This window comes from Gordonia aurantiaca (assembly GCF_039939235.1).
Taxonomy (GTDB): domain Bacteria; phylum Actinomycetota; class Actinomycetes; order Mycobacteriales; family Mycobacteriaceae; genus Gordonia.
On sequence record NZ_JBDUUF010000002.1, the window covers coordinates 227,897 to 248,646 of the forward strand.

Consider the following 20,750-nt stretch of genomic DNA (forward strand, 5'->3'; position numbering starts at 1 on the left):
TATTGAATGTATCCAGTATGAGGTCTGGGCCACTGTATGGCCCAGCCCGCAGCCAGGGACTCGAATCAGGGAGGTGTTGCCGGGTGTCAGCGACCGAGGAGCGCCGGTTCGAGATCCTCCGCGCGATCGTCGAGGACTACGTCGCGACGCAGGAACCCATCGGGTCGAAGGCCCTGGTCGACCGTCACAAGCTGGGCGTTTCCAGCGCCACGGTCCGTAATGACATGGCGGTGCTGGAGGCCGAGGGCTACATCACCCAGCCCCACACGAGTTCGGGGCGTGTACCCACCGACAAGGGGTACCGCCTGTTCGTGGACCGGATCAGCGAGATCAAGCCCCTCTCGGCGGCCGAACGACGCGCGATCATCTCCGTGCTCGACGGCAGCGTCGACCTCGACGACGCGCTGCGGCGCTCGGTGAAGCTGCTGGCCAAGCTCACCCGCCAGGTCGCGATCATCCAGTACCCCGTCCTGTCTGCCGCGCGGGTCCGTCATCTCGAGATGGTGACGCTGTCCCCCTCCCGGTTGCTGCTCGTGGTGATCGTCGACAACGGGCGTGTCGAACAGCGGATGGTCGTGCTGAACGAGGAGCACTCCGACGACGACATCGCCCGCATGCGGGACCTGTTCTCCGCCGCCCTTCACGGCAAGCGGCTCGCCGAGGCCTCGGCCGCGGTGGCGGAACTGGCCAACGACGCGCCCCAGGACCTGCGCGCCTCCGTGATGAACATCGCGACGGTGCTCGTGGAGACCCTCGTCGAGCGCGGCGACGATCGGCTCGTGCTCGGCGGCACGTCGAACCTGGCGAAATCGGCCGCCGACTTCACCCCGACCGTGGGCGGCATGGATTCGGTCCTCGAGGCGCTCGAGGAACAGGTGGTGGTCTTGAAGATCCTCGCCCATTCACAGCAGATGGGCCAGGTCACAGTGCAGATCGGAGAGGAGACCCAGACCGAGAACCTGCGTGGGACCTCGGTGGTGTCGACAGGGTACGGTGCATCGGGAACCGTGTTCGGCGGCGTCGGAGTGCTTGGCCCCACACGGATGGACTATCCGGGAACCATCGCATCGGTGGCGGCCGTTGCCAAGTACATCGGCGAGGTGCTCGCCGAGCGATGACCGCAGGCCCGGCGGGCGAGCGGGACGCCGCGCGAAGACCACCGGCGGGTTTTCGGCAGAATTGAGTGGTTCCCGTGTGAACCGTGCGGCGGGCTGCCCGCAGGCGCGGGGCGCACGACGCGTGGGTGCCGCAGAGAACGGCGCCAACAACAGACCGAAGGATCACTACGACCGTGGCACGTGACTATTACGCAACCCTGGGGGTGTCCAAGGACGCCAGTGACCAGGAGATCAAGCGGGCCTACCGCAAGAAGGCGCGCGAACTCCACCCCGACGTCGCCCCCGACCGGGAGGACGAGTTCAAGGAGGTCAAGACCGCCTACGAGGTACTGAGCGATCCCGAGAAGCGCCGCATCGTCGACGCGGGTGGTGACCCGATGGCCGGCCCCGGTGGCGGCGGCTTCGGTGGTTTCGGCGGTGGCGGCTTCGGCGACGTCTTCGAGGCGTTCTTCGGCAACGGCGGCGCGTTCGGCGGCGGCGGCGGTTTCGGTTCGAGCCGTGGCCCGCGTTCGCGTGTCCAGCCCGGCGAGCCCGCGCTCGTGGGCGTGAAGCTCGATCTCGAGGAATGCGCCAAGGGCGTCAACAAGGAGATCACCGTCGACACGGCCATCCTGTGCGACGCGTGCAAGGGCTCGGGCACCAACGGCGACAGCAAGCCGACCACCTGCGACACCTGCAAGGGCGCCGGCGAGATCCAGTCGGTGCAGCGCTCGTTCCTCGGCCAGGTGATGACCGTCCGCGAGTGCCCGACCTGTCACGGTATCGGCGAGGTGATCCCCGACCCCTGTCACAAGTGCGGCGGCGACGGCCGGGTCCGCTCGCGGCGCACCCTGACCGTCCGCATCCCGGCCGGCGTCGAGAGCGGCATGCGTGTCCGGCTCAGCGGCCAGGGCGAGGTCGGCCCCGGCGGCGGTCCCGCCGGCGACCTCTACGTCGAGGTCACCGAGCGTCCGCACGACGTCTTCGTTCGCGACAAGGACGATCTGCACTGCACCGTGAAGGTGCCGATGGTCGACGCCGCGCTCGGCGCCGAGTTCGACGTCGAGACCATCCTGGGCGACGTGGTGACGGTGTCCATCGCACCCGGCACCCAGCCCGGTCAGGTCGTGAAGCTGCGCGGCCACGGCATGCCGCACGTCAGCTCCGGCGTGCGGGGCACCCTGCATGTTCACCTCGACGTCGTGATCCCGACCCGTCTCGACCACGCGCAGATCGAGGCGCTCGAGCAGTACAAGAAGGTGGCGGACGAAGAGATCGAGGTGGTCAACTCGTCGGCCGCCGCGGCACCGGGCGGACTCTTCTCGCGACTCCGTAACGCCTTCGCCGGCAAGTGAGTCCGCCGCTTTTCTGGGCGGACTCCGTCCCGGCTCCAGGCGCCGATCTGATCCTCGGCGGACCGGAGGGCCGCCACGCGGTGACCGTCGCACGGCTCGGGGTGGGTGAACGCATCCTGGTCGGTGACGGGGCCGGATCGGTCGCCGGCTGCGAGGTGCGCGAGATCGTCTCCAAGGACACCCTCGTCGCATCGGTGCGCGAACTCGAGTTCCGCGCCCGACCGACCCCGCAGGTGACCGTCGTGCAGGCGCTGCCGAAGTCCGACCGGTCCGAACTCGCGGTCGACCTGGCCACCGAGGCCGGTGCCGACCGGATCGTCCCGTGGCAGGCGCTGCGCTGCGTCGCGCGGTGGACGGGCAAGGCGGACAAGGGCGTCGCGAAGTGGCGGGCCGCGGCGTCGGCCGCCGCCAAGCAGAGCCGCCGCCCGTGGATTCCCGAGGTGACCGATCTCGCGACGACGACCGACGTCCGGGCACGCTGCGCCGATGTGGTCGCCGCGGGCGGTGTGGTGGCCGTGCTCCACGAGGAGGCGGCCCGGCCGATCGCCGAACTGCCGCTGGCCGACGCGAGGGAGATCGTGCTGATCATCGGTCCCGAGGGCGGGCTCGACGACTCGGAGATCGCCGACCTGACCGCCCTCGGCGCGCACTCGGTGGTGCTCGGCCCCGAGGTGTTGCGCACGGCGGCGGCCGCGGCCGTGGCGCTCGGCGCGATCGGCGTGCTCACCGACCGGTGGTCCCGATGACCCGTAGATGCCCGGTGCGGCGGGTCAAGATCGAGTACGGTGACGCGCCCTCGCAATTCGGCCATCTGTACTACCCGCGGGAGGGCTTCGACCCGGAACGTGCGCGCGTCGTCGTCCTGATCCACGGTGGTTCGTGGTCGGTGGAGTACTCCTCGACGATCCAGACCGCCGTCGCGCGGGAGATGGCCGGCCGCGGCGCGGTGGTGTGGAACGTCGAGTACCGGCGCGTCGGCGAGCCCGGTGGTGGCTGGCCCGAGACCGGGCGTGATGTCCTCGACGCGATCCGTGCACTCGACGGGCCGGTCCGCGACGCGCTCGCCGAACACGGCATCGATCCCGCGACGGTCGACTTCTCGACGGTCGGGGTCGTCGGTCACTCGGCGGGTGGGCACCTCGCGGTGTGGGCGGCGGGGCGGCTCGGCGCGCGGACCGAGACCGCGCGGATCACCACCGTGGTCGCCGAGGCCGCGGTGCTCGACACGGTCTCGGCCGCGGACAAGCAATCCCTGCGAGATCTCATGGGCCGTCCGTACAGCGAGGCGCCGCGCCGCTACCGGGAGGCCTCGCCGATGCTGGCGCCTGTCTTCGACGCCCACGTCGTCGCGATCCACGGCGACGCCGACGACCTGGTCCCGCTGGAGTCGAGCCGTCGCTACGTGGAGGACGCGGTCGCCCGCGGCCAGTCGGCCGAACTGATCGTCGTACCGGGGGAGGGCCACGAGGCATTCGTGGACCCGCGCAGCGCGTGTGCGCGGCAGACGGTGCGGGTTCTGGGGATCTGATCTCCGGAAACCTCTGCTCGACTGCCTCGGCATCGATGCGTTCCACCCGGAGTATCGCGCCGAACTCGGAGACGGTCGGGCGGCAACCCGGCTCGCCCGGCTCGGCGGTCGGCTGTGGTGTCCGGCCGTGCTCGGCGCGATATCCGGCCCGGCGACTCGGTGAGGAACCGAGGCAGTGGCGGCGACCTTCGAAATATTGCCTGCTGATGCCGTGTTGCATAGCGATACACTGACCACAGGGTGTGTCGGCTCGTGATGTGACGGCGCAACCTGCCGATACTGCCGACACCAGGAGTGATTTCATACGTGAGTGACGCCAACCCCGATCCGAGCGGGCAATCCAGCCGTACGCAGCCGCGCCGGTCTGGGGTCACATCCACCATCGAAGTCTCTCCGGGAGTGGTGTTCGGACTCCTCGGTGCCAGTGACATCAACCTGCGAACCCTCGAGCAACTGTTGCCCGCCGACATCCATGTCCGCGGTAATCAGGTGACGCTGACCGGCGAACCCGCCGACGTCGCGGCCTCCGAGCGGGTCGTCGCCGAGCTCACCGATCTCGTCGGACGCGGCACCCCGCTGACCCCGGACCTCGTCCGGCACAGCGTGTCGATGCTCTCCGACGGCGGCAACGAGTCCCCGGCCGAGGTGCTGTCGCTGGACATCCTGTCGCGGCGCGGCAAGACCATCCGGCCCAAGACGCTCAACCAGAAGCACTACGTCGACGCCATCGACAACCACACGATCGTGTTCGGGCTCGGTCCGGCGGGCACCGGCAAGACCTACCTCGCGATGGCGAAGGCCGTGCAGGCCCTGCAGGCCAAGTCGGTCACCCGCATCATCCTCACGCGTCCCGCGGTCGAGGCCGGTGAGCGGCTGGGCTTCCTGCCGGGCACCCTGAACGAGAAGATCGACCCCTACCTGCGTCCGCTGTACGACGCGCTGCACGACATGATGGACCCCGAGGCGATACCGAAGCTGATGGCCGCGGGCGTCATCGAGGTGGCGCCGCTGGCCTACATGCGCGGTCGCACCCTGAACGACGCCTTCATCATCCTCGACGAGGCGCAGAACACGACGGGCGAGCAGATGAAGATGTTTCTGACGCGCCTGGGATTCGGGTCGAAGGTCGTGGTGACCGGCGACGTGACCCAGGTCGACCTTCCCGGCGGGGCCAAGAGCGGCCTCATGTCGGCGACGGCGATCCTCGAGGGGATCGATGACATCCACTTCGCGCGGCTGACCAGCCAGGACGTCGTACGGCACCGTCTGGTCGCCGACATCGTCGACGCCTACGGTCGCGCGGAGGAGTCCGAGCGCAACGGTGCGGGCATCGGCGCCAACCGTGCGGCGCGTCGTGCCGCGGCCCATGGACGTCGCTCATGAGCATCGAACTGGCAAACGAGTCGGGCGTCGAGGTCCCCGCCGAACTGATCATCGACGCCGCGCGCTTCGCGATCACGGCGATGGACGTCAATCCCGCGGCGCTGCTGTCGGTCCTGTGCGTCGACGAGGACACCATGGCCGACCTGCACGTGCAGTGGATGGACCTGCCGGGTCCGACCGACGTCATGAGCTTCCCGATGGACGAACTGGTCCCGGGCGGGCGGCCCGACGCCCCCGAACCCGGACCGGCCATCCTCGGCGACATCGTGCTGTGCCCGGAATTCGCGCGCAAGCAGGCACGTGAGGCCAAACGGTCCTTCGAACACGAACTCGCCATGCTCACCATTCATGGTGTGCTGCATCTCCTCGGCTACGACCATGCGGAGCCGGAGGAGGAGCGCGAGATGTTCGGCCTGCAGAACGAGATCCTCGACGCGTTCTACGCCGACCGGCACCGTCGGGCGCAGGAGCAGCGTCTGGCCGACCGGGATTCGCGGTTGCTGTCCAACATCGGCTTCACCGGGACCGAGAGCGGTACCGGCGACACGGGGACGGCCCCGGGATTCTCCGGACGGTCCGAGGAGGACTGACCTGTGTCCTCCGACCACTGGTTCCTCGTGGCGGCAGTCGTCCTGATCATCCTGGGCGGGTTCTTCGCCGCGGTCGACACCGCGGTGTCCACCGTGTCCATCGCCCGCGTCGACGACATGGTCCGCGAGGGGCGCGGCGGTGCGCGCCGGCTGGCGATCATCCTCGACGCCCGCGCCACCTACATCGGTCTCGCCGTCCTGTTGCGGGTGATGTGCGAGTCGGCGGCGGCGGCGCTCATCGCGCTCGCGGTCACCAGCTGGATCGGCATCGGTTGGGGGCTCGTCGTCGCCATCGCCGCCATGACCGTCATCTCGTATGTGGCGATGGGCGTCGGACCCCGCACCCTGGGCCGCCAGCACGCCTACACGATCGCGCTGTCCACGTCGTATCTGCTGTCGGCGCTGGGTGTCCTGCTCAAGCCGTTGACGCGGTTGCTCATCCTGATCGGCAATGCGCTGACCCCCGGCAAGGGCTACCGCAACGGTCCGTTCGCGACGGAGATCGAGCTGCGCGAGGTGGTCGACCTGGCCGAGGCGAGCGGCGTCGTGGCCGCCGACGAACGTCGCATGATCCACTCAGTGTTCGATCTCGGCGACACCAGCGCCCGTGAGGTGATGGTGCCGAGGCCGGAGATGGTGTGGATCGAGGCGGACAAGACGGTCCTGCAGGCCACCAATCTCGCGATGCGGTCGGGACATTCGCGCATCCCGGTGATCGGGGAGAACACCGACGACGTCCTCGGTGTCGTGTACCTCAAGGACATGGTCGTGCGGACCATCGCCCAGCGTGTCGACCCCGCGACCCTGCGCGTCTCCGAGGTGATGCGCGAGGCGCAGTTCATCCCGGACTCCAAGCCGCTCGACAAGGTCCTCGCCGACATGCAGCGCACCCGCAATCACATGGCGCTGCTGGTCGACGAGTACGGCGGCATCGCGGGCCTGGTCACCATCGAGGACGTCCTCGAGGAGATCGTCGGCGAGATCACCGACGAATACGACACCGACGAACTCGCGCCCATCGAGGACCTCGGCGACGGCTCGTACCGGGTCTCGGCGCGGCTCCCCGTCGAGGATCTCGGCGAGCTGTTCGACATCGAGATCGAGGAGGAGGAGGTCGAGACCGTCGGCGGGCTCGTCGGCCTCGAGCTCGGACGCGTCCCGCTCCCCGGGGCGAGGGTCGAGTCCCACGGGCTGCAGCTCGTCGCCGAGGGCGGGCCGAACCGGCAGGGGCGCCAGCGCATCATCACCGTCCTGGTGTCGCGCCTGGAGAACGAGGACGACGACGCCGACGAGCACTCGGACAGGGACCGGGACCACAGGGACCGGGACCGCCGTGACCGCAAGGACCGCGGCCACAAGGACTCCCATGGCTCCGATCGCCACAGGGAGTCCGATCGCCACAAGGACTCCGGCGACCGTAGGCCCGGCCGTGCCAACGGTGACGACCTGCACCCCGAGCCCGACCACCCCGAGCCCGACCACCCCGAACCCGGAGACACCGGCCGAGACACCCCGGACCGCAACGGCTCCGGGCAACCGACAGCAAGGATGAACCAGTGACCGAGACCCTCGCCGACGAGGACCAGAAACTCGTGGTGCTCGCGCGCGGCGCCCTGGCACGCGCCGAGGCCCGTTCCGGCGCCGCGGTGCGCGACGGCGACGGCCGCACCTACGCGGGCGCCGAGGTCCGCGCCAAGACCCTCACGCTGACCGGACTGCAGGTCGCGGTGGCATCCGCGATCTCCAGCGGTGCAACGTCATTCGAGGCCGCGGTGCTGGTCAACGGCGACTCCGACGATCCCGGGCTGGCCACCCTGCACGAGTTCAGCCCCGAGGCGTACGTCGTCATCACCGACGCCGCGGGCCGCCCGCAGCAGCGACTCGGCGGTGACGATGCCTGAGTTCCGTTCCGGCTTCGTCTGTTTCGTCGGCCGACCCAACACCGGGAAGTCGACGCTGACCAACGCGCTCGTCGGCGAGAAGATCGCGATCACGTCGAACCGGCCACAGACCACCCGCCACACCATCCGCGGCATCGTCAACCGGCCCGACGCCCAGCTCATCCTCGTCGACACCCCCGGCCTGCACCGGCCGCGCACCCTGCTCGGCCAGCGGCTCAACGACCTGGTGCGCGACACGTATTCCGAGGTCGACGTGATCGGCGTGTGCATCCCCGCCGACGAGGCGATCGGTCCCGGTGACCGGTGGATCATCACGCAGGTGCGCGAGATGGCGCCCCGCACCAAGCTTCTCGGCATCGTCACCAAGATCGACCGTGTCTCACCCGAGCAGGTCGCAGCGCAGCTGCTCGCGCTGTCGGAGCTGCTTCCGGAGGACGCCGAACTCGTTCCCGTGTCGGCGAAGTCGGGCAAGCAGCTCGACGTCCTCACCGACGTGCTCGTGAGCATGATGGAGGAGGGGCCGGCGTTCTATCCCGACGGCGAACTCACCGACGAACCCGAGCAGGTGCTCATGGCGGAATTCATCCGCGAGGCCGCGCTCGAGGGCGTACGTGACGAACTTCCCCATTCCCTCGCGGTTGTGATCGAGGAGGTCATCGAACGCGAGGATCGACGCCCTGACCAGCCACCCATGGTCGACGTCCACGCCGTGCTCTACGTCGAACGCGACAGCCAGAAGGGCATCATCATCGGTCGCAAGGGCGCCCGGCTCAAGGAAGTCGGTACAGTTGCCCGCGCACAGATCGAGCGGCTGCTGGGCACCAAGGTGTACCTGGACCTGCACGTGAAGGTCGCCAAGGACTGGCAACGCGACCCCAAGCAGCTGCGCCGACTGGGCTTCTAGCCGAATGATCGCCCGTGTCCGTCGACGTCGACGGACACTGCCTGCGGGGAGGTAGGTCGATGGGAACGCACGAGTCGCACGAGGAGTCCGACACCGGGCGGGGAGCCCACGAGGCCCCCGAACCCGACGAACCGACCGGGCGGACCATCGCCGAGGTGCTCGGCTCGCCCCGGTTCTGGCTGGCCCCGCTCGTCCTCGTCGCGGTGCTGTTCTCCCTCATGGCCGCGCTCTACATGTCCGCGGTCGTCGACCCGCAGAAGCACCTGCACGACTTCCCGATCGCGCTGGTGAACGAGGACGCCGGCGGTGAGGTCTCCGGCGCCGACGGCGAGGCCACCCGGCAGAACATCGGTGACCGGATCGCCGCGGGGATCGCCGAGACCGCCACCGCCAACGGGTTCGACGTGCGTCGCACCGACCGGTCGACCGCGTTCGGCGAACTCAACAGCGGCAAGGTCTACGGTGTCGTCGTCATCGGCCAGAACTTCACCAATCGGGTTGCTGCACTGGGGCGTTCGACGGCCTTGACGTATGCGCCGGCCCGGCCGGAGATCGACGTCTACATCAACCGCGGATCGGGCGCCTTCGCGTCGTCGATCACCACGACCTTCGCCGAACAGATGTCGGAGCGGGTCAACGCACAGGTCGGCGAGCAGTTGACCGCCGAGGTGCGAGACCAACTGGAGATGAACGACATCACCTTCACCGGCGCCGCGAAACTCGCGGTCGGCAGCCCGGTCGACGTGTCGGTGTCGGAGCCCACCCCACTGCCGCGGGGCGCGGGCAACGGGCTCTCGGCCTTCTACCTCACGCTGTTGCTGGTGCTGGCCGGCTTCACCGGTGCGATGATGGTCAGCATCGTCGTCGATGGCATGCTCGGTCAGACCCCCATCGAGTACGGCCCCTTCTACCAGTTGCGGGAACGACTCCCGATCAGCCGCTGGGCGACGCTGGCCGCGAAGTGGGTCATCATGCTGCTCGTCGCGGTCGTGCTGTCGACCGTGTTCGTCGGTGTGGGTGCGCTGGTCGGGACCTCGCTGCCGAACGCCTTCGTGCTGTGGCTGATCTCCATTCTCGGCATCTTCGCGGTCGGGGTGAGCGCCAGCGCGATGATGGCGGTCTTCGGCAACGCGGGCCTGCTGTTCAACCTGATCTTCTTCGTCGTGTTCGGCCTGCCGTCGTCGGGCGGCACACTGCCGCTGGAGGCCAGCCCGCGGTTCTTCGAATGGGTCGCGGCCGTCGAGCCGATGCACGTCATCTACCTGGGTGTGCGATCGGTGCTGTACTTCGACGCCGACATGTCGGCGGGGCTGGCCCGTTCGGTGATCCAGTGCTTCGTCGGCCTGCTGCTCGGGGCGTTGCTGGGTGCGCTCGGCACCAAGTTCTACGACCGCAAGGGCTGGCACCGCTACCCGGGTGGCATGACGCTCCCGCCGAAGCTGGACAAGATCGTCAACGCCGGATGAGCTCCGCCCACCACCGGTCGTCGGGCCGCCCCGGGGCCGGCGGAGTGGTGTGTCGACAAGAGCCCGGCCGGTGTCCCTGCCCATTCCTGTCACCCCGCAGTGGGACAATCGTCGGGTGAGGTTCTACCGGGACGAGGCAGTCGTGCTCCGCCAGCACAAGCTGGGCGAGGCAGACCGCATCATCACCCTGCTGACCGCCGAGCACGGGCTCGTGCGGGCGGTCGCCAAGGGGGTGCGCCGCACCCGGTCGAAGTTCGGTGCGCGGCTGGAACCGTTCGCGCACGTCGACGTGCATCTGTATCCGGGACGCAGTCTCGACGTCATCACCCAGGTCCACAGCCTGCACGCGTTCGCCGACGCGATCGTCGCCGACTACGGCCGCTACACGACGGCGTGCGCGGTCCTCGAGACCGCCGAGCGGCTCGCCGGCGAGGAACGCGCGCCCGGCCGGCAACTGCACCGGCTGACGGTCGGGGCGCTCGAGGCGCTCGCCGAGGACCGTCGTCCCCGGGAACTGATCCTGGACGCATATCTGCTGCGCGCGATGTACAGCGCGGGCTGGATGCCGGCGCTGGAGGAGTGCGCGCGATGCGCCACGCCGGGTCCGCACCGGGCGTTCCACGTCGCGGCCGGCGGTGCGGTGTGCCTGCACTGTCGCCCGCCGGGCTCGGCCACTCCGTCGCCAGGTGTGCTCGACCTGATGGACGCGCTCTTCCGCGGTCAGTGGGAGCACGTCGAGGCGTCCACGTCCTCGCTGCGCAGGCAGGCCAGCGGCCTCATCGCCGCGCACCTGCAGTGGCATCTCGAACGTCAGCTGCGAACCCTGCCGCTCATCGAACGCACCGCGCCTCATAGGCTGGTGGAAACGGGTGTCGAAGCAGGCGTGGAAGCCGTGAGGAGTGTCGACGATGGCGTTGCGGCCGGGTAGTTCCTCCAAGGGGCGCAAGCCGACGAGCACACGCACCGAGGTCCGCCCACCGGATCCGCACCCGAGCGGTGCGCGTCCGCCCGCCATCCCGCCGGAGTTCGTGCCCAAGCACGTCGCCCTGGTCATGGATGGCAACGGCCGCTGGGCGACTGAGCGGGGACTGCCCCGGACCGAGGGGCACAAGCGCGGCGAGGCCGTCCTGATGGACACCGTCTGCGGCTGCATCGAACTCGGCATCGGCTGGTTGTCGGCGTACGCGTTCTCCACCGAGAACTGGTCGCGCAGCCCCGAAGAGGTGCGTTTCCTGATGGGCTTCAATCGGGACGTCATCCGGCGCCGCCGCGACGAGATGCACGAGATGGGTGTCCGCGTGCGGTGGGCGGGTCGTCGTCCGCGCCTGTGGCGCAGTGTGATCAAGGAACTCGAGATCGCCGAGGAGATGACCAAGGACAACACCGTGATGACGCTGACGATGTGCGTCAACTACGGTGGCCGCGCCGAGATCGCCGACGCCGCACGCGAGATCGCGCGTCGTGCCGCCCGCGGCGAGATCGATCCGGAACGGATCACCGAGTCGAGCTTCGCCCGCTACCTCGACGAGCCGGACATGCCCGACGTCGACCTGTTCCTGCGTCCGTCGGGTGAACAGCGGTTGTCGAACTTCCTGCTGTGGCAGTCGGCCTACGCCGAGATGATCTACCAGGAGAAGTTGTTCCCCGACTTCGATCGTCGCGACCTGTGGGACGCCTGCCTCGAATACGCCAAGCGGGACCGGCGTTTCGGTGGGGTGAAACCGTCGTGACGGAAGCCTCCGCGCTGCTCGAGCGCGCCGCAGAGGTCGTCGCCGAACTCGGACCGGTCGAACGCCCCGACGCGGAATCCGTTGTGGTGCAGGTGGGTCCGACGCGAGCGTCGATCCGCGTGCTCACCCTCGCCGACGGTCTCGACGTCCTGGCGATCACCCAGATGGTCGCGATGGACCTGCCGAACACCCCCGATCTGCGTGACGATGTCGAGGCGTTCGGAGCGCAGATGAGCTTCGGCAGCCTGCGCCGCTCCGATCCCGCGGGCGTCACCACGGATGTGTTGCAGTACTACACCTTTCCCGCGGGACAACTCGAGGACCTGCCGTTGCTGATGGTCCTGCACATCGTGCTGGCATCGGGTGTCGACGCCGCGGAGCGGTTGACGGGGAAGAAGTAGGCCGCTGTTGTCGCCGGGTCGTGCCGGATCACGTCGCATCTGCACACGGCGGCCGGGGCGAAGCGCAACCGGATTCGTGCCGGACTCAGTTGGACCGTGACCCGGTGCACTTCCCGCACCGGCCGAACACCTCGACGGTGTGGTTGATGTCGGTGAAGCCGTGCTCGGCGGCGATGGACGCTGCCCACTTCTCCACCGGGTCGGCCTGGACCTCGACGGTCGTGCCGCACTCGCGGCACACCAGGTGGTGGTGATGGACCGACGAGCAGTGGCGGTAGCGCATCTCGCCCGAACCGTCCCACAGCACGTCGATCTGCCCGGCCTGGCTCAGCGCCTGGAGATTGCGGTAGACGGTGGTCAGGCCGATGGATTCGCCGCGCGCCTTGAGGATCTCGTGGAGCTCCTGGGCCGAGCAGAAGTCGTCGGTGCCGGCCAGGGCGTCGGCGATGGCCGCCCGCTGGCGGGTGGAGCGGATGCCGGTGACCGGCTGGGGCCCCGATGCCTGGACGCGGGTCATTCGGTCACCGCCTCGGCGGCGTGCTCGTCAGAGGCCTCATCGGACCGGTCGTGGGCCGCCTCGTTCGCGTGGACCAGCGCGTCGACGACGATGTGCGCGACGTGGTCGTCGAGGAGTTCGTAGGTGATCTCGCGGCCGTTGCGGTGGCCGCGCACGACGCCTGCGTCCTTGAGGACCCGCAGGTGCTGGCTGACCAGCGGCTGGCTCAGGCCGAGGTGGCCGACGAGCTCGTGCACGCACTGCACGCGTTCGCGCAGCGACAGCACGATGGCGACCCGGGTGGGCGAGGCGAGCGCACGCAGCAGGTCGGCGGCTCGTTCGCGCGCGGCGAGATCGGAGCCCTCGAACGGCTGTGTCGACATGTCACTCCTCCCGAAACGGGTCACGCGGTTGTGCTGACGACATTCTAACGGAAATGGTTTTCAATCTCCGGAGTCGAAGGTCTTTCACTCCGAACGGTAGCCCTCGGCCCGTTCGCGTGCGCCCACGGCGGGAACACCGTCGGGCCCGGTGGTCGACAGGGCGTAGGTCGCCACGGCGTAGGCGACGGCGGAGGAGTGGACGGCCAACAGGTCCGCGTTGACGTTGTCGATGGTGTCCCGCCTGCTGTGGTAGTTCGGGTCGAAGGGCTTGCCGGCCTCGCCGCTCCACATGCGCGCCTGTTCGGCAGTTTTCTCGTGCTCGGCGCCGGCGAGGACCCCGCCGGACGGGATGCCGACGGCGATGAACGGGCCGTAGTCGGACCGGCCGTCGAAATCGGTTTGGCCCACCGGGATCTTGCGTTCGTCGAAGTACCTGGTGAAGACGCGCTCGATGCCCTCCGAACCGGCCGGTCCGGCACCGGCGCCGTCGCGCGCGGAGTCGTCCCCGTCATAGGTGAAGTACCCGCCGTTGGGGGAGCCGAGCATGTCGAAATTCAGGTACAGCGCGATGGCACGTCGCTGCGCCTCGTCGAGGCCGCGCACATACTCCGTAGACCCGAGGAGTCCGTCCTCCTCGCCGCCCCAGAACGCGAACCGCACCCGGTGCGGAACCGGTGGCGATGCGCCGAGCCGAAGCGCCGTCTCGAGGACGGCGGCCGTGCCGGTGGCGTTGTCGTTGATGCCCGGGCCCGCGGCGACGCTGTCGAGATGGGCACCGGCCATCACCACGTCGTCGGGAGAACCGGTGCGTGTCTCGGCGATCACGTTGCGGGTGGTGATCGGGACGGTTTTCGCGTCCACCTCCAGCCGCAGGTCCCGGGCGGATCGCACCCGGTCGGCGTCCTCGCGTGCCACGGCGAGCACGGGGATGCCCGGCACGTCCTCGGGGTCGAGGGTCAGTCCGAACGGTGGCCCGTCCTCGTTGTTCACGATGACGACGCCGACCGCGCCCGCCGACTGCGCGTTGCGCGCCTTGTCGGCGAAGGTGCATTCGCCGCGGGTGATCATCGCGAGGTTTCCACGTACGCCGGCGGGGAAGTCGGTGGGAGCGCAGCCCAGCGCCCGGACGGACACGGGCCTGGCCGTGACCGGCCCACGCGTCCCGACCGAGTACTCGACCACGTGGCCCTTCACGTCGTGACCGTCGGCGGCGAACCGCACCTTGTCGAGGTCGTAGCGCGTGTACGAGAACTCGGGCGTCGACACCTCGAAGCCCGCCTCGCGGAGTTGTCCGGCGACGAGATCGACCGACGCGTCGTGTCCGGCGGTGCCCGTGGCGCGGTTGCCGCCGTGGTCGTCGGCGATCTGCTGGAACGAGCGCAGGTGCCCCATCATGCGGTCGACGGTCACCGCGTCGGCGAGTCCGTCCGGGGTGACCTCGGAGACCGGCGGAAGCGACGGCGGAGCGGCGATCGGCGCCGACGACGATCGCGTCGGGGAGTCGGGCTCAACGGTCGCGCACCCCGCGACCAGCGCCGTCGCCAGCACCGCGACAGCCGGCAGTCGCAGCGTCGACCGGCATCGGGGTGGCCGCAAGGTCATCGGTGGCACTCGAGGGGTCACCCTGCCACTGTGACAGCTCGGTCCGGCACGGTGCCGCACGCGTCCCGATCGCCCCTGGTGAGGGCACTGGTTTAGGGGAACCCTCACCCCGCTCGGTAGTCTGTAAGGGTTGCCGTGCGCGCGCCTGACCCTCACCGGTCGCCCCACGCATGAGCAGGACACAGAAGCCGTACACCTCAACCCGTGGAGAGCAGTTAACCGTGGCCGCCCAGTCCAAAGTGGAATCCGTCGTCAACCTCGCCAAGCGCCGGGGTCTGGTCTACCAGTGCGGTGAGATCTACGGCGGCACCAAGTCGGCCTGGGACTACGGCCCCCTCGGCGTCGAGATCAAGGAGAACATCAAGCGGCAGTGGTGGCGCTCCATGGTCACCAGCCGTGAGGACGTCGTCGGCCTCGACTCGTCGGTGATCCTGCCCCGTCAGGTCTGGGAGGCGTCGGGCCACGTCGAGGTGTTCAGCGATCCGCTCGTCGAGTCGCTCTACACCCACAAGCGCTACCGCGCCGACCACCTGATCGAGGCGTACGAGGCCAAGCACGGCCACCCGCCGGCCAACGGCCTCGCCGACATCAACGACCCAGAGACCGGCCAGCCCGGCAAGTGGACCGAGCCGAAGCCGTTCAGCGGCCTGATGAAGACCTTCCTCGGTCCCGTCGACGACGAAGAGGGTCTGCACTACCTGCGTCCGGAGACCGCGCAGGGCATCTTCGTGAACTTCAAGAACGTCATGACCACCGCGCGGAAGAAGCCGCCGTTCGGCATCGCCCAGATCGGCAAGAGCTTCCGCAACGAGATCACGCCGGGCAACTTCATCTTCCGAACCCGCGAGTTCGAGCAGATGGAGATGGAGTACTTCGTCAAGCCGGGCGAGGACGAAGAGTGGCACCAGTACTGGATCGACCAGCGTTTCAACTGGTACGTCGACCTCGGCATCGACCCGGAGAACCTGCGTCTGTACGAGCACCCCAAGGAGAAGCTGTCCCACTACTCCAAGCGGACCGTCGACGTCGAGTACAAGTTCGGCTTCGTCGGCAACCCGTGGGGCGAGCTCGAGGGTGTCGCCAACCGCACCGACTTCGACCTGTCGACGCACAGCAAGCACTCGGGCGAGGACCTGTCGTACTTCGACCAGGCGACCGGTGAGCGCTACACCCCGTACGTCATCGAGCCCGCGGCCGGCCTGACCCGCTCGCTGATGGCGTTCCTGTGCGACGCCTACACCGAGGAGGAGGTCCCGAACGCGAAGGGCGGCACCGACACCCGCACCGTGCTGCGTCTCGACCGCCGCCTCGCGCCGATCAAGGTCGCGGTGCTGCCGTTGTCGCGTAACGAGAAGCTGTCGCCGAAGGCGCGCGATCTCGCGGCCGAGCTGCGCAAGCACTGGAATGTCGAGTTCGACGACGCGCAGGGCATCGGCAAGCGCTACCGCCGCCAGGACGAGGTCGGCACGCCGTTCTGCGTCACCGTCGACTTCGACACCCTCGACGACCAGGCCGTGACCGTGCGCGAACGCGACACCATGAGCCAGGAGCGTGTCGCTCTCGACAAGGTCGCGGAGTACCTCGGCGGCAAGCTGATCGGCGCCTGACGCCCGTCGCGACCTGGACGAGCGACCAGCCGCGATTCTCCCTACCCGGGGTCGTCTGTCACAATTGGGGACGAGTTGTCGCGTCGACAGGGCACGGGGTCCGTTCCGAGCGCGACGAGAGAGTGAGTGGAGTCGTGGCTGTCAGCGGGAAGGTCGTCCATTACGACCCGAATCGAGGATTCGGATTCCTCGCGCCCGAAGAGGGCGGCGCCGATGTGTTCCTGCACATCAACGACATCGACATCGACGAGGACTCGCTGAAGCCCGGTGCCAAGGTGTCCTTCGACATCGAGGAGACCGACCGCGGCTCCAAGGCGATCAACGTCGAGGTGACCGAGGAGGCACCCGCCGACGAATCGTCGGGTCGCGGTTTCCGTCGCGATGATCACCGTCGCGATGATCACCGTCGCGACGATCACCAGGGTCGCGGGCACCGTCACGAGGATCGTGGCGGCCGCCGCTCGCGCGGTTCGCTCGACGCCGGCGCATTCACCGAGGAGCTCACCGAACTGCTCCTCGACGCCGACGACGACCTGACCGCCCGTCAGATCGTGGCGATCCGTCAGCGCATCACCGATTTCGCCATCGGCCGGGGCTGGGTGCTTGACTGACGCCCGACCCACCGCGGGCGCCGGACACGTGCTTCCGCCCATGGCCGCCTACGGTGACGAGGCCGTCGAGCGTTTCGTCCCCGAGGGCGCCAAGGTCGCCAGCCTGCCCGGAACCCGGACGGATCATCGCAGTGACTTCGCGCGCGACCGTGCTCGCGTGCTGCACAGCGCTGCGCTGCGGCGTCTCGCCGACAAGACCCAGGTCGTCGGACCCCGCGAGGGTGACACCCCGCGTACCCGCCTGACCCACTCGCTGGAGGTCGGGCAGATCGGCCGCGGCATCGCCATCGGCCTCGGCGCCGAACCCGACCTCGTCGAGCTCGCGGGTCTCGCGCACGACATCGGGCATCCGCCGTACGGGCACAACGGGGAACGCGCCCTCGACGAGGTCGCCGCCGACTGCGGCGGATTCGAGGGCAACGCGCAGAACCTGCGCATCCTCACCCGTCTCGAACCCAAACTGCTCGACGCCGACGGCCGCAGCGCCGGACTCAACCTGACACGCGCCTCGCTCGACGCCACGCTGAAGTACCCGTGGACCCGGCGGAAGCCGGGCGGGAAGTTCGGGGCGTACGAAGACGACGCCGCGATGCTCGCGTGGATTCGCAAGGACGCCCCCGAGACCCGACGCTGCGTCGAGGCACAGATCATGGACTGGTCCGACGACGTCGCCTACTCGGTGCACGACCTCGAGGACGGCGTGATCGGCGGTCGCATCGACCTGCGCAGCCTCGGCGACCCCCAGGACCAGCGGGCCCTCGCCGAGATCGGCGTCAAGGAGTTCCCCGGCCTCGATCCCGAGGCCCTCGTCGACGCCGCGCAGCGGCTGCACCGGATGGACATCGTGCGAGCGGTCGGCGTCTTCGACGGCACGCTCGACTCCTACGTCGCCCTCAAACGGCTCACCAGCGAGCTGATCGGCCGTTTCGCGTCGGCCGCGATCACCGGCACCCGCGAGGTGGTGGGGAACCGTCCGGTGTCGCGCTACGACGCCGACCTCGAGGTGCCGCCGCTCATCGCCGCCGAGGTGTCGATGCTGAAAACCCTTGCGCTGCGGTTCATCTTCTCCAACGAACGGCACAAGGCGACCCAGCAGCGGCAGCGGGAACGTATCCACCGCGTCGCCAACTGGCTCGTCGAGGCGGCGCCCGGCGGGCTGGACCCGATCTTCGTGCCGTGGTGGAAAGAAGCCGCGGACGACGCCGCACGCATGCGGGTCATCGTCGATCAGATCGCATCGATGACCGAGGGACGCCTGGAACGCACCGACAAGCAGAACTCGGGAGCGCAGGCGCATCTGGGCTGATTCCGGGGACGGGCTGTGACGGAAATCCGCCCCTGGATACCGCCCTCGGCTGCGGAGCCGGTCGCACTGCGCGATCCGCGTGACGCTCGAGGGTCGATTTCAGGGGTGGTTCCCGTCCGGGCAGGGTGCGCTTCGGGGAGGTCACTACACTGGACGCGTGGCAGGACGAATTCCCGATCGTGACATCACGGCGATCCGTGAGCAGACGAGGATCGAGGACATCGTCGGCGAATACGTCGCCCTGCGCCGCGCCGGCGCCGACAGCCTGAAGGGCCTCTGCCCGTTCCACGACGAGAAGACCCCCTCGTTCCACGTCCGCCCCAACCACGGGCACTTCCACTGCTTCGGCTGCGGTGAGGGTGGTGACGTCTACAGCTTCCTGCAGAAGCAGGAACACATCAGCTTCGTCGAGGCCGTCGAGCAGCTCGCCGACCGCATCGGCTACCGGATCGACTACGAGGGCGGCGGCACCGCGATCAAACGCGACCGCGGCACCCGCGCCCGTCTCGTCGCAGCCAACGCCGCGGCGGCGAAGTTCTACCAGGCGCAGCTGCAGACCCCGGAGGCCAAGGCTGCGCGGGATTATCTGGCGGAACGGGATTTCGACGCCGCGGCCGCCGCGATGTTCGGGTGCGGCTACGCCCCCGACGGCTGGGACACCATGACCAAGACGCTGCTCGCGCAGGGCTTCGAGTTCAGCGAACTCGAGGCGGCCGGACTGTCGAAGCAGGGGCGCAAGGGTCCGATCGACCGCTTCCATCGCCGGCTGCTGTGGCCGATCCGGAACCTCGGCGGCGACATCATCGGTTTCGGCGCGCGCAAGCTCTACGACGACGACAACCTCGGCAAGTACATGAACACGCCGGAGACCATGCTGTACAAGAAGTCTCAGGTGCTGTTCGGCCTGGACCACGCCAAGAGGTCCATCGCCAAGGGGCATCAGGTGGTGGTGGTCGAGGGCTACACCGACGTCATGGCCATGCACCTGGCCGGGGTCACCACCGCCGTCGCGTCCTGCGGCACCGCCTTCGGCGAGGAACACCTCGCGCTCATCCGGCGGTTGATGATGGACGACTCCTATTTCCGCGGCGAGGTCATCTACACCTTCGACGGCGATGACGCCGGAAAGGCCGCGGCGCTCAAGGCATTCGAGGGCGAACAGGCGATCTCCGGGCAGACCTTCGTGGCGATCGCGCCGGACGGGATGGACCCGTGCGAACTTCGGCAGGCCAGGGGAGACGCGGCGGTCCGTGATCTCATCGCCCGCCGCGTGCCGATGTTCGAGTTCGCGATCAAGGCATTGCTGGCCGAGCACGATCTCGACACGGCCGAGGGGCGTGTGCACGCGCTGCGCGACACCGTGCCGGTGGTGGCGCGGATCAAGGACGTCGCGTTGCGCGACGAGTACGCCCGTCAGCTCGCCGGCTGGGTGGGCTGGGAAGAGGTCGGGCAGGTTCTCTCGCGGGTGCGCGAAGAGGGCGCCAAGATCCGAAAGGCTCAGGGTGCCAATGACGCAGTCCGCGTTCGGGGAGGTCGCAACGGGCGTACCCGTCCGGAGGCGGAAGCGGCTCCGAACTCGGCACGACCCAATCCGAATGACCCGCGCCTGTGGCCGCAGCGTGAAGCGCTCAAGGCCGCGCTCCAGTACCCCGCGATCGCCGGCACCGTGTTCGACTCGCTGCCCGTCGAGTGCTTCACCGAGCCGGCGTATGCGATTGTGCGACAAGCGATGACGTCGGTCGGCGGGACGTCGTCGGGCCTGTCCGGCGCCGCGTGGGTCGACGCGGTGCGCAACGCCGTCGACGATCCGGTCATCGACCCGCTGGTCACCGAACTAGCGGTCGAGGTCATGCCCGTCGAGGAGGAGAACATCCCTCGCTACATCACCAGCGTCCTCGCACGGTTGCAGGAGGTATGGGTCGGCGAGCAGATCGCAGACATCAAGTCGCGGTTGCGCCGGATGTCGCCGAGCGACGATCCGGACGGCTACAACGCGGTCTTCGGCGACCTGGTCGCACTGGAGGCCTATCGCCGGAGCCTGTTGGAGCAGGCGCTGGATCCGTCCGCGGGCGTCGGCTGAGCCGCGCTCGCGCCGCGGTGGAATAGGTCAGTCGTCGAGCGATTCGACCTCTTCGAGGAGGGCGGCCACCTCGACGCGGGTGAGCCCGCACCGTTCGGCGAGGGTACGTACCGACTTCGAATCGAGCGCTAGCCTATGTCGTTGACGCTGGTTGACTTCGATGAAGGCGCGAATGATGCGGTCGACGGTCTCGCGCTGTCTCTGGGTGAGGATGTGTGAACCGTCCGGTGGGTTGTAGGCGTCCAGCCCCGACCCCCATTGTTGAGCCTTCGGAGCGATGGGCCGCCATGCGGGTTCTCGAATCCGACGC

Annotated in this window: 20 protein-coding genes; 17 read left to right on the plus strand and 3 right to left on the minus strand. The window is 68.7% G+C overall.

What is annotated here, in order from left to right; genetic code table 11:
• Positions 1-83 precede the first annotated feature (83 nt).
• From hrcA to ABFT43_RS06105, 13 genes are all read left to right on the plus strand, one after another.
• Positions 84-1,118 (plus strand): heat-inducible transcriptional repressor HrcA, encoded by a 1,035-nt coding sequence (gene hrcA / locus ABFT43_RS06045; protein WP_347959472.1) that lies wholly within the window; start codon positions 84-86, stop codon positions 1,116-1,118.
• A 173-nt stretch (positions 1,119-1,291) separates the two neighbouring features.
• Positions 1,292-2,452, plus strand: coding sequence for a molecular chaperone DnaJ (gene dnaJ, locus ABFT43_RS06050; protein WP_347959473.1), 1,161 nt, complete (start codon positions 1,292-1,294; stop codon positions 2,450-2,452).
• A complete protein-coding gene (locus ABFT43_RS06055) occupies positions 2,449-3,198 on the plus strand; it encodes a 16S rRNA (uracil(1498)-N(3))-methyltransferase (protein ID WP_347959474.1) in 750 nt (249 codons plus the stop codon). The genes dnaJ and ABFT43_RS06055 overlap by 4 nt, the downstream gene beginning before the upstream one ends.
• Positions 3,195-3,980: an alpha/beta hydrolase family protein gene (locus tag ABFT43_RS06060; protein ID WP_347959475.1), complete on the plus strand. Its 786-nt coding sequence runs from the start codon at positions 3,195-3,197 to the stop codon at positions 3,978-3,980. The genes ABFT43_RS06055 and ABFT43_RS06060 overlap by 4 nt, the downstream gene beginning before the upstream one ends.
• Positions 3,981-4,286: 306 nt before the next feature.
• Positions 4,287-5,363: a PhoH family protein gene (locus tag ABFT43_RS06065; protein WP_347959476.1), complete on the plus strand. Its 1,077-nt coding sequence runs from the start codon at positions 4,287-4,289 to the stop codon at positions 5,361-5,363.
• A complete protein-coding gene (gene ybeY, locus ABFT43_RS06070; protein ID WP_347959477.1) occupies positions 5,360-5,953 on the plus strand; it encodes an rRNA maturation RNase YbeY in 594 nt (197 codons plus the stop codon). The genes ABFT43_RS06065 and ybeY overlap by 4 nt, the downstream gene beginning before the upstream one ends.
• Positions 5,954-5,956: 3 nt before the next feature.
• Positions 5,957-7,513: a hemolysin family protein gene (locus tag ABFT43_RS06075; protein WP_347959478.1), complete on the plus strand. Its 1,557-nt coding sequence runs from the start codon at positions 5,957-5,959 to the stop codon at positions 7,511-7,513.
• Complete coding sequence (locus ABFT43_RS06080; RefSeq protein WP_347959479.1) at positions 7,510-7,854, plus strand: cytidine deaminase; 345 nt, start codon at positions 7,510-7,512, stop codon at positions 7,852-7,854. Before ABFT43_RS06075 ends, ABFT43_RS06080 begins: the two co-directional genes overlap by 4 nt.
• Entirely contained in the window at positions 7,847-8,758 is a 912-nt protein-coding gene (gene era / locus ABFT43_RS06085) for a GTPase Era (RefSeq protein ID WP_347959480.1), read from the plus strand. Before ABFT43_RS06080 ends, era begins: the two co-directional genes overlap by 8 nt.
• A 59-nt stretch (positions 8,759-8,817) precedes the next feature.
• Positions 8,818-10,224, plus strand: coding sequence for a YhgE/Pip domain-containing protein (locus tag ABFT43_RS06090; RefSeq protein ID WP_347959481.1), 1,407 nt, complete (start codon positions 8,818-8,820; stop codon positions 10,222-10,224).
• Between the two features lie 115 nt (positions 10,225-10,339).
• On the plus strand, positions 10,340-11,152 hold the full coding sequence (recO, locus tag ABFT43_RS06095) for a DNA repair protein RecO (protein ID WP_347959482.1): 813 nt from the start codon (positions 10,340-10,342) through the stop codon (positions 11,150-11,152).
• Positions 11,133-11,954, plus strand: a complete 822-nt coding sequence (locus ABFT43_RS06100) for an isoprenyl transferase (protein WP_347959483.1) — start codon at positions 11,133-11,135, stop codon at positions 11,952-11,954. Before recO ends, ABFT43_RS06100 begins: the two co-directional genes overlap by 20 nt.
• Complete coding sequence (locus ABFT43_RS06105) at positions 11,951-12,355, plus strand: hypothetical protein (RefSeq protein WP_347959484.1); 405 nt, start codon at positions 11,951-11,953, stop codon at positions 12,353-12,355. The genes ABFT43_RS06100 and ABFT43_RS06105 overlap by 4 nt, the downstream gene beginning before the upstream one ends.
• Positions 12,356-12,440: 85 nt before the next feature.
• Here the strand turns inward: ABFT43_RS06105 and ABFT43_RS06110 are convergent, their stop codons facing one another.
• The 3 genes from ABFT43_RS06110 to ABFT43_RS06120 form a co-directional block, all read right to left on the minus strand.
• The gene (locus tag ABFT43_RS06110; protein WP_347959485.1) at positions 12,441-12,872 is read right to left on the minus strand and encodes a Fur family transcriptional regulator; all 432 of its coding nucleotides are present in this window, start codon (positions 12,870-12,872) and stop codon (positions 12,441-12,443) included.
• The gene (locus ABFT43_RS06115) at positions 12,869-13,234 is read right to left on the minus strand and encodes an ArsR/SmtB family transcription factor (protein ID WP_347959486.1); all 366 of its coding nucleotides are present in this window, start codon (positions 13,232-13,234) and stop codon (positions 12,869-12,871) included. Before ABFT43_RS06115 ends, ABFT43_RS06110 begins: the two co-directional genes overlap by 4 nt.
• Before the next feature lie 84 nt (positions 13,235-13,318).
• Positions 13,319-14,836 carry a M28 family peptidase gene (locus tag ABFT43_RS06120; protein ID WP_347959487.1) on the minus strand — a complete coding sequence of 506 codons (1,518 nt, stop codon included), beginning with the start codon at positions 14,834-14,836 and terminating at the stop codon, positions 13,319-13,321.
• A 221-nt stretch (positions 14,837-15,057) separates the two neighbouring features.
• On the opposite strand from ABFT43_RS06120, the gene ABFT43_RS06125 reads away from it, so the two are divergent.
• The 4 genes from ABFT43_RS06125 (at position 15,058) to dnaG (ending at position 20,440) form a co-directional block, all read left to right on the plus strand.
• Positions 15,058-16,443 (plus strand): glycine--tRNA ligase, encoded by a 1,386-nt coding sequence (locus tag ABFT43_RS06125; RefSeq protein ID WP_347959488.1) that lies wholly within the window; start codon positions 15,058-15,060, stop codon positions 16,441-16,443.
• 134 nt (positions 16,444-16,577) lie between these two features.
• Complete coding sequence (locus ABFT43_RS06130) at positions 16,578-17,054, plus strand: cold-shock protein (RefSeq protein WP_347959489.1); 477 nt, start codon at positions 16,578-16,580, stop codon at positions 17,052-17,054.
• A gap of 40 nt (positions 17,055-17,094) precedes the next feature.
• Positions 17,095-18,360, plus strand: a complete 1,266-nt coding sequence (locus ABFT43_RS06135) for a deoxyguanosinetriphosphate triphosphohydrolase (RefSeq protein WP_347959746.1) — start codon at positions 17,095-17,097, stop codon at positions 18,358-18,360.
• A gap of 157 nt (positions 18,361-18,517) precedes the next feature.
• On the plus strand, positions 18,518-20,440 hold the full coding sequence (dnaG, locus tag ABFT43_RS06140) for a DNA primase (protein WP_347959490.1): 1,923 nt from the start codon (positions 18,518-18,520) through the stop codon (positions 20,438-20,440).
• Positions 20,441-20,750: the final 310 nt, after the last annotated feature.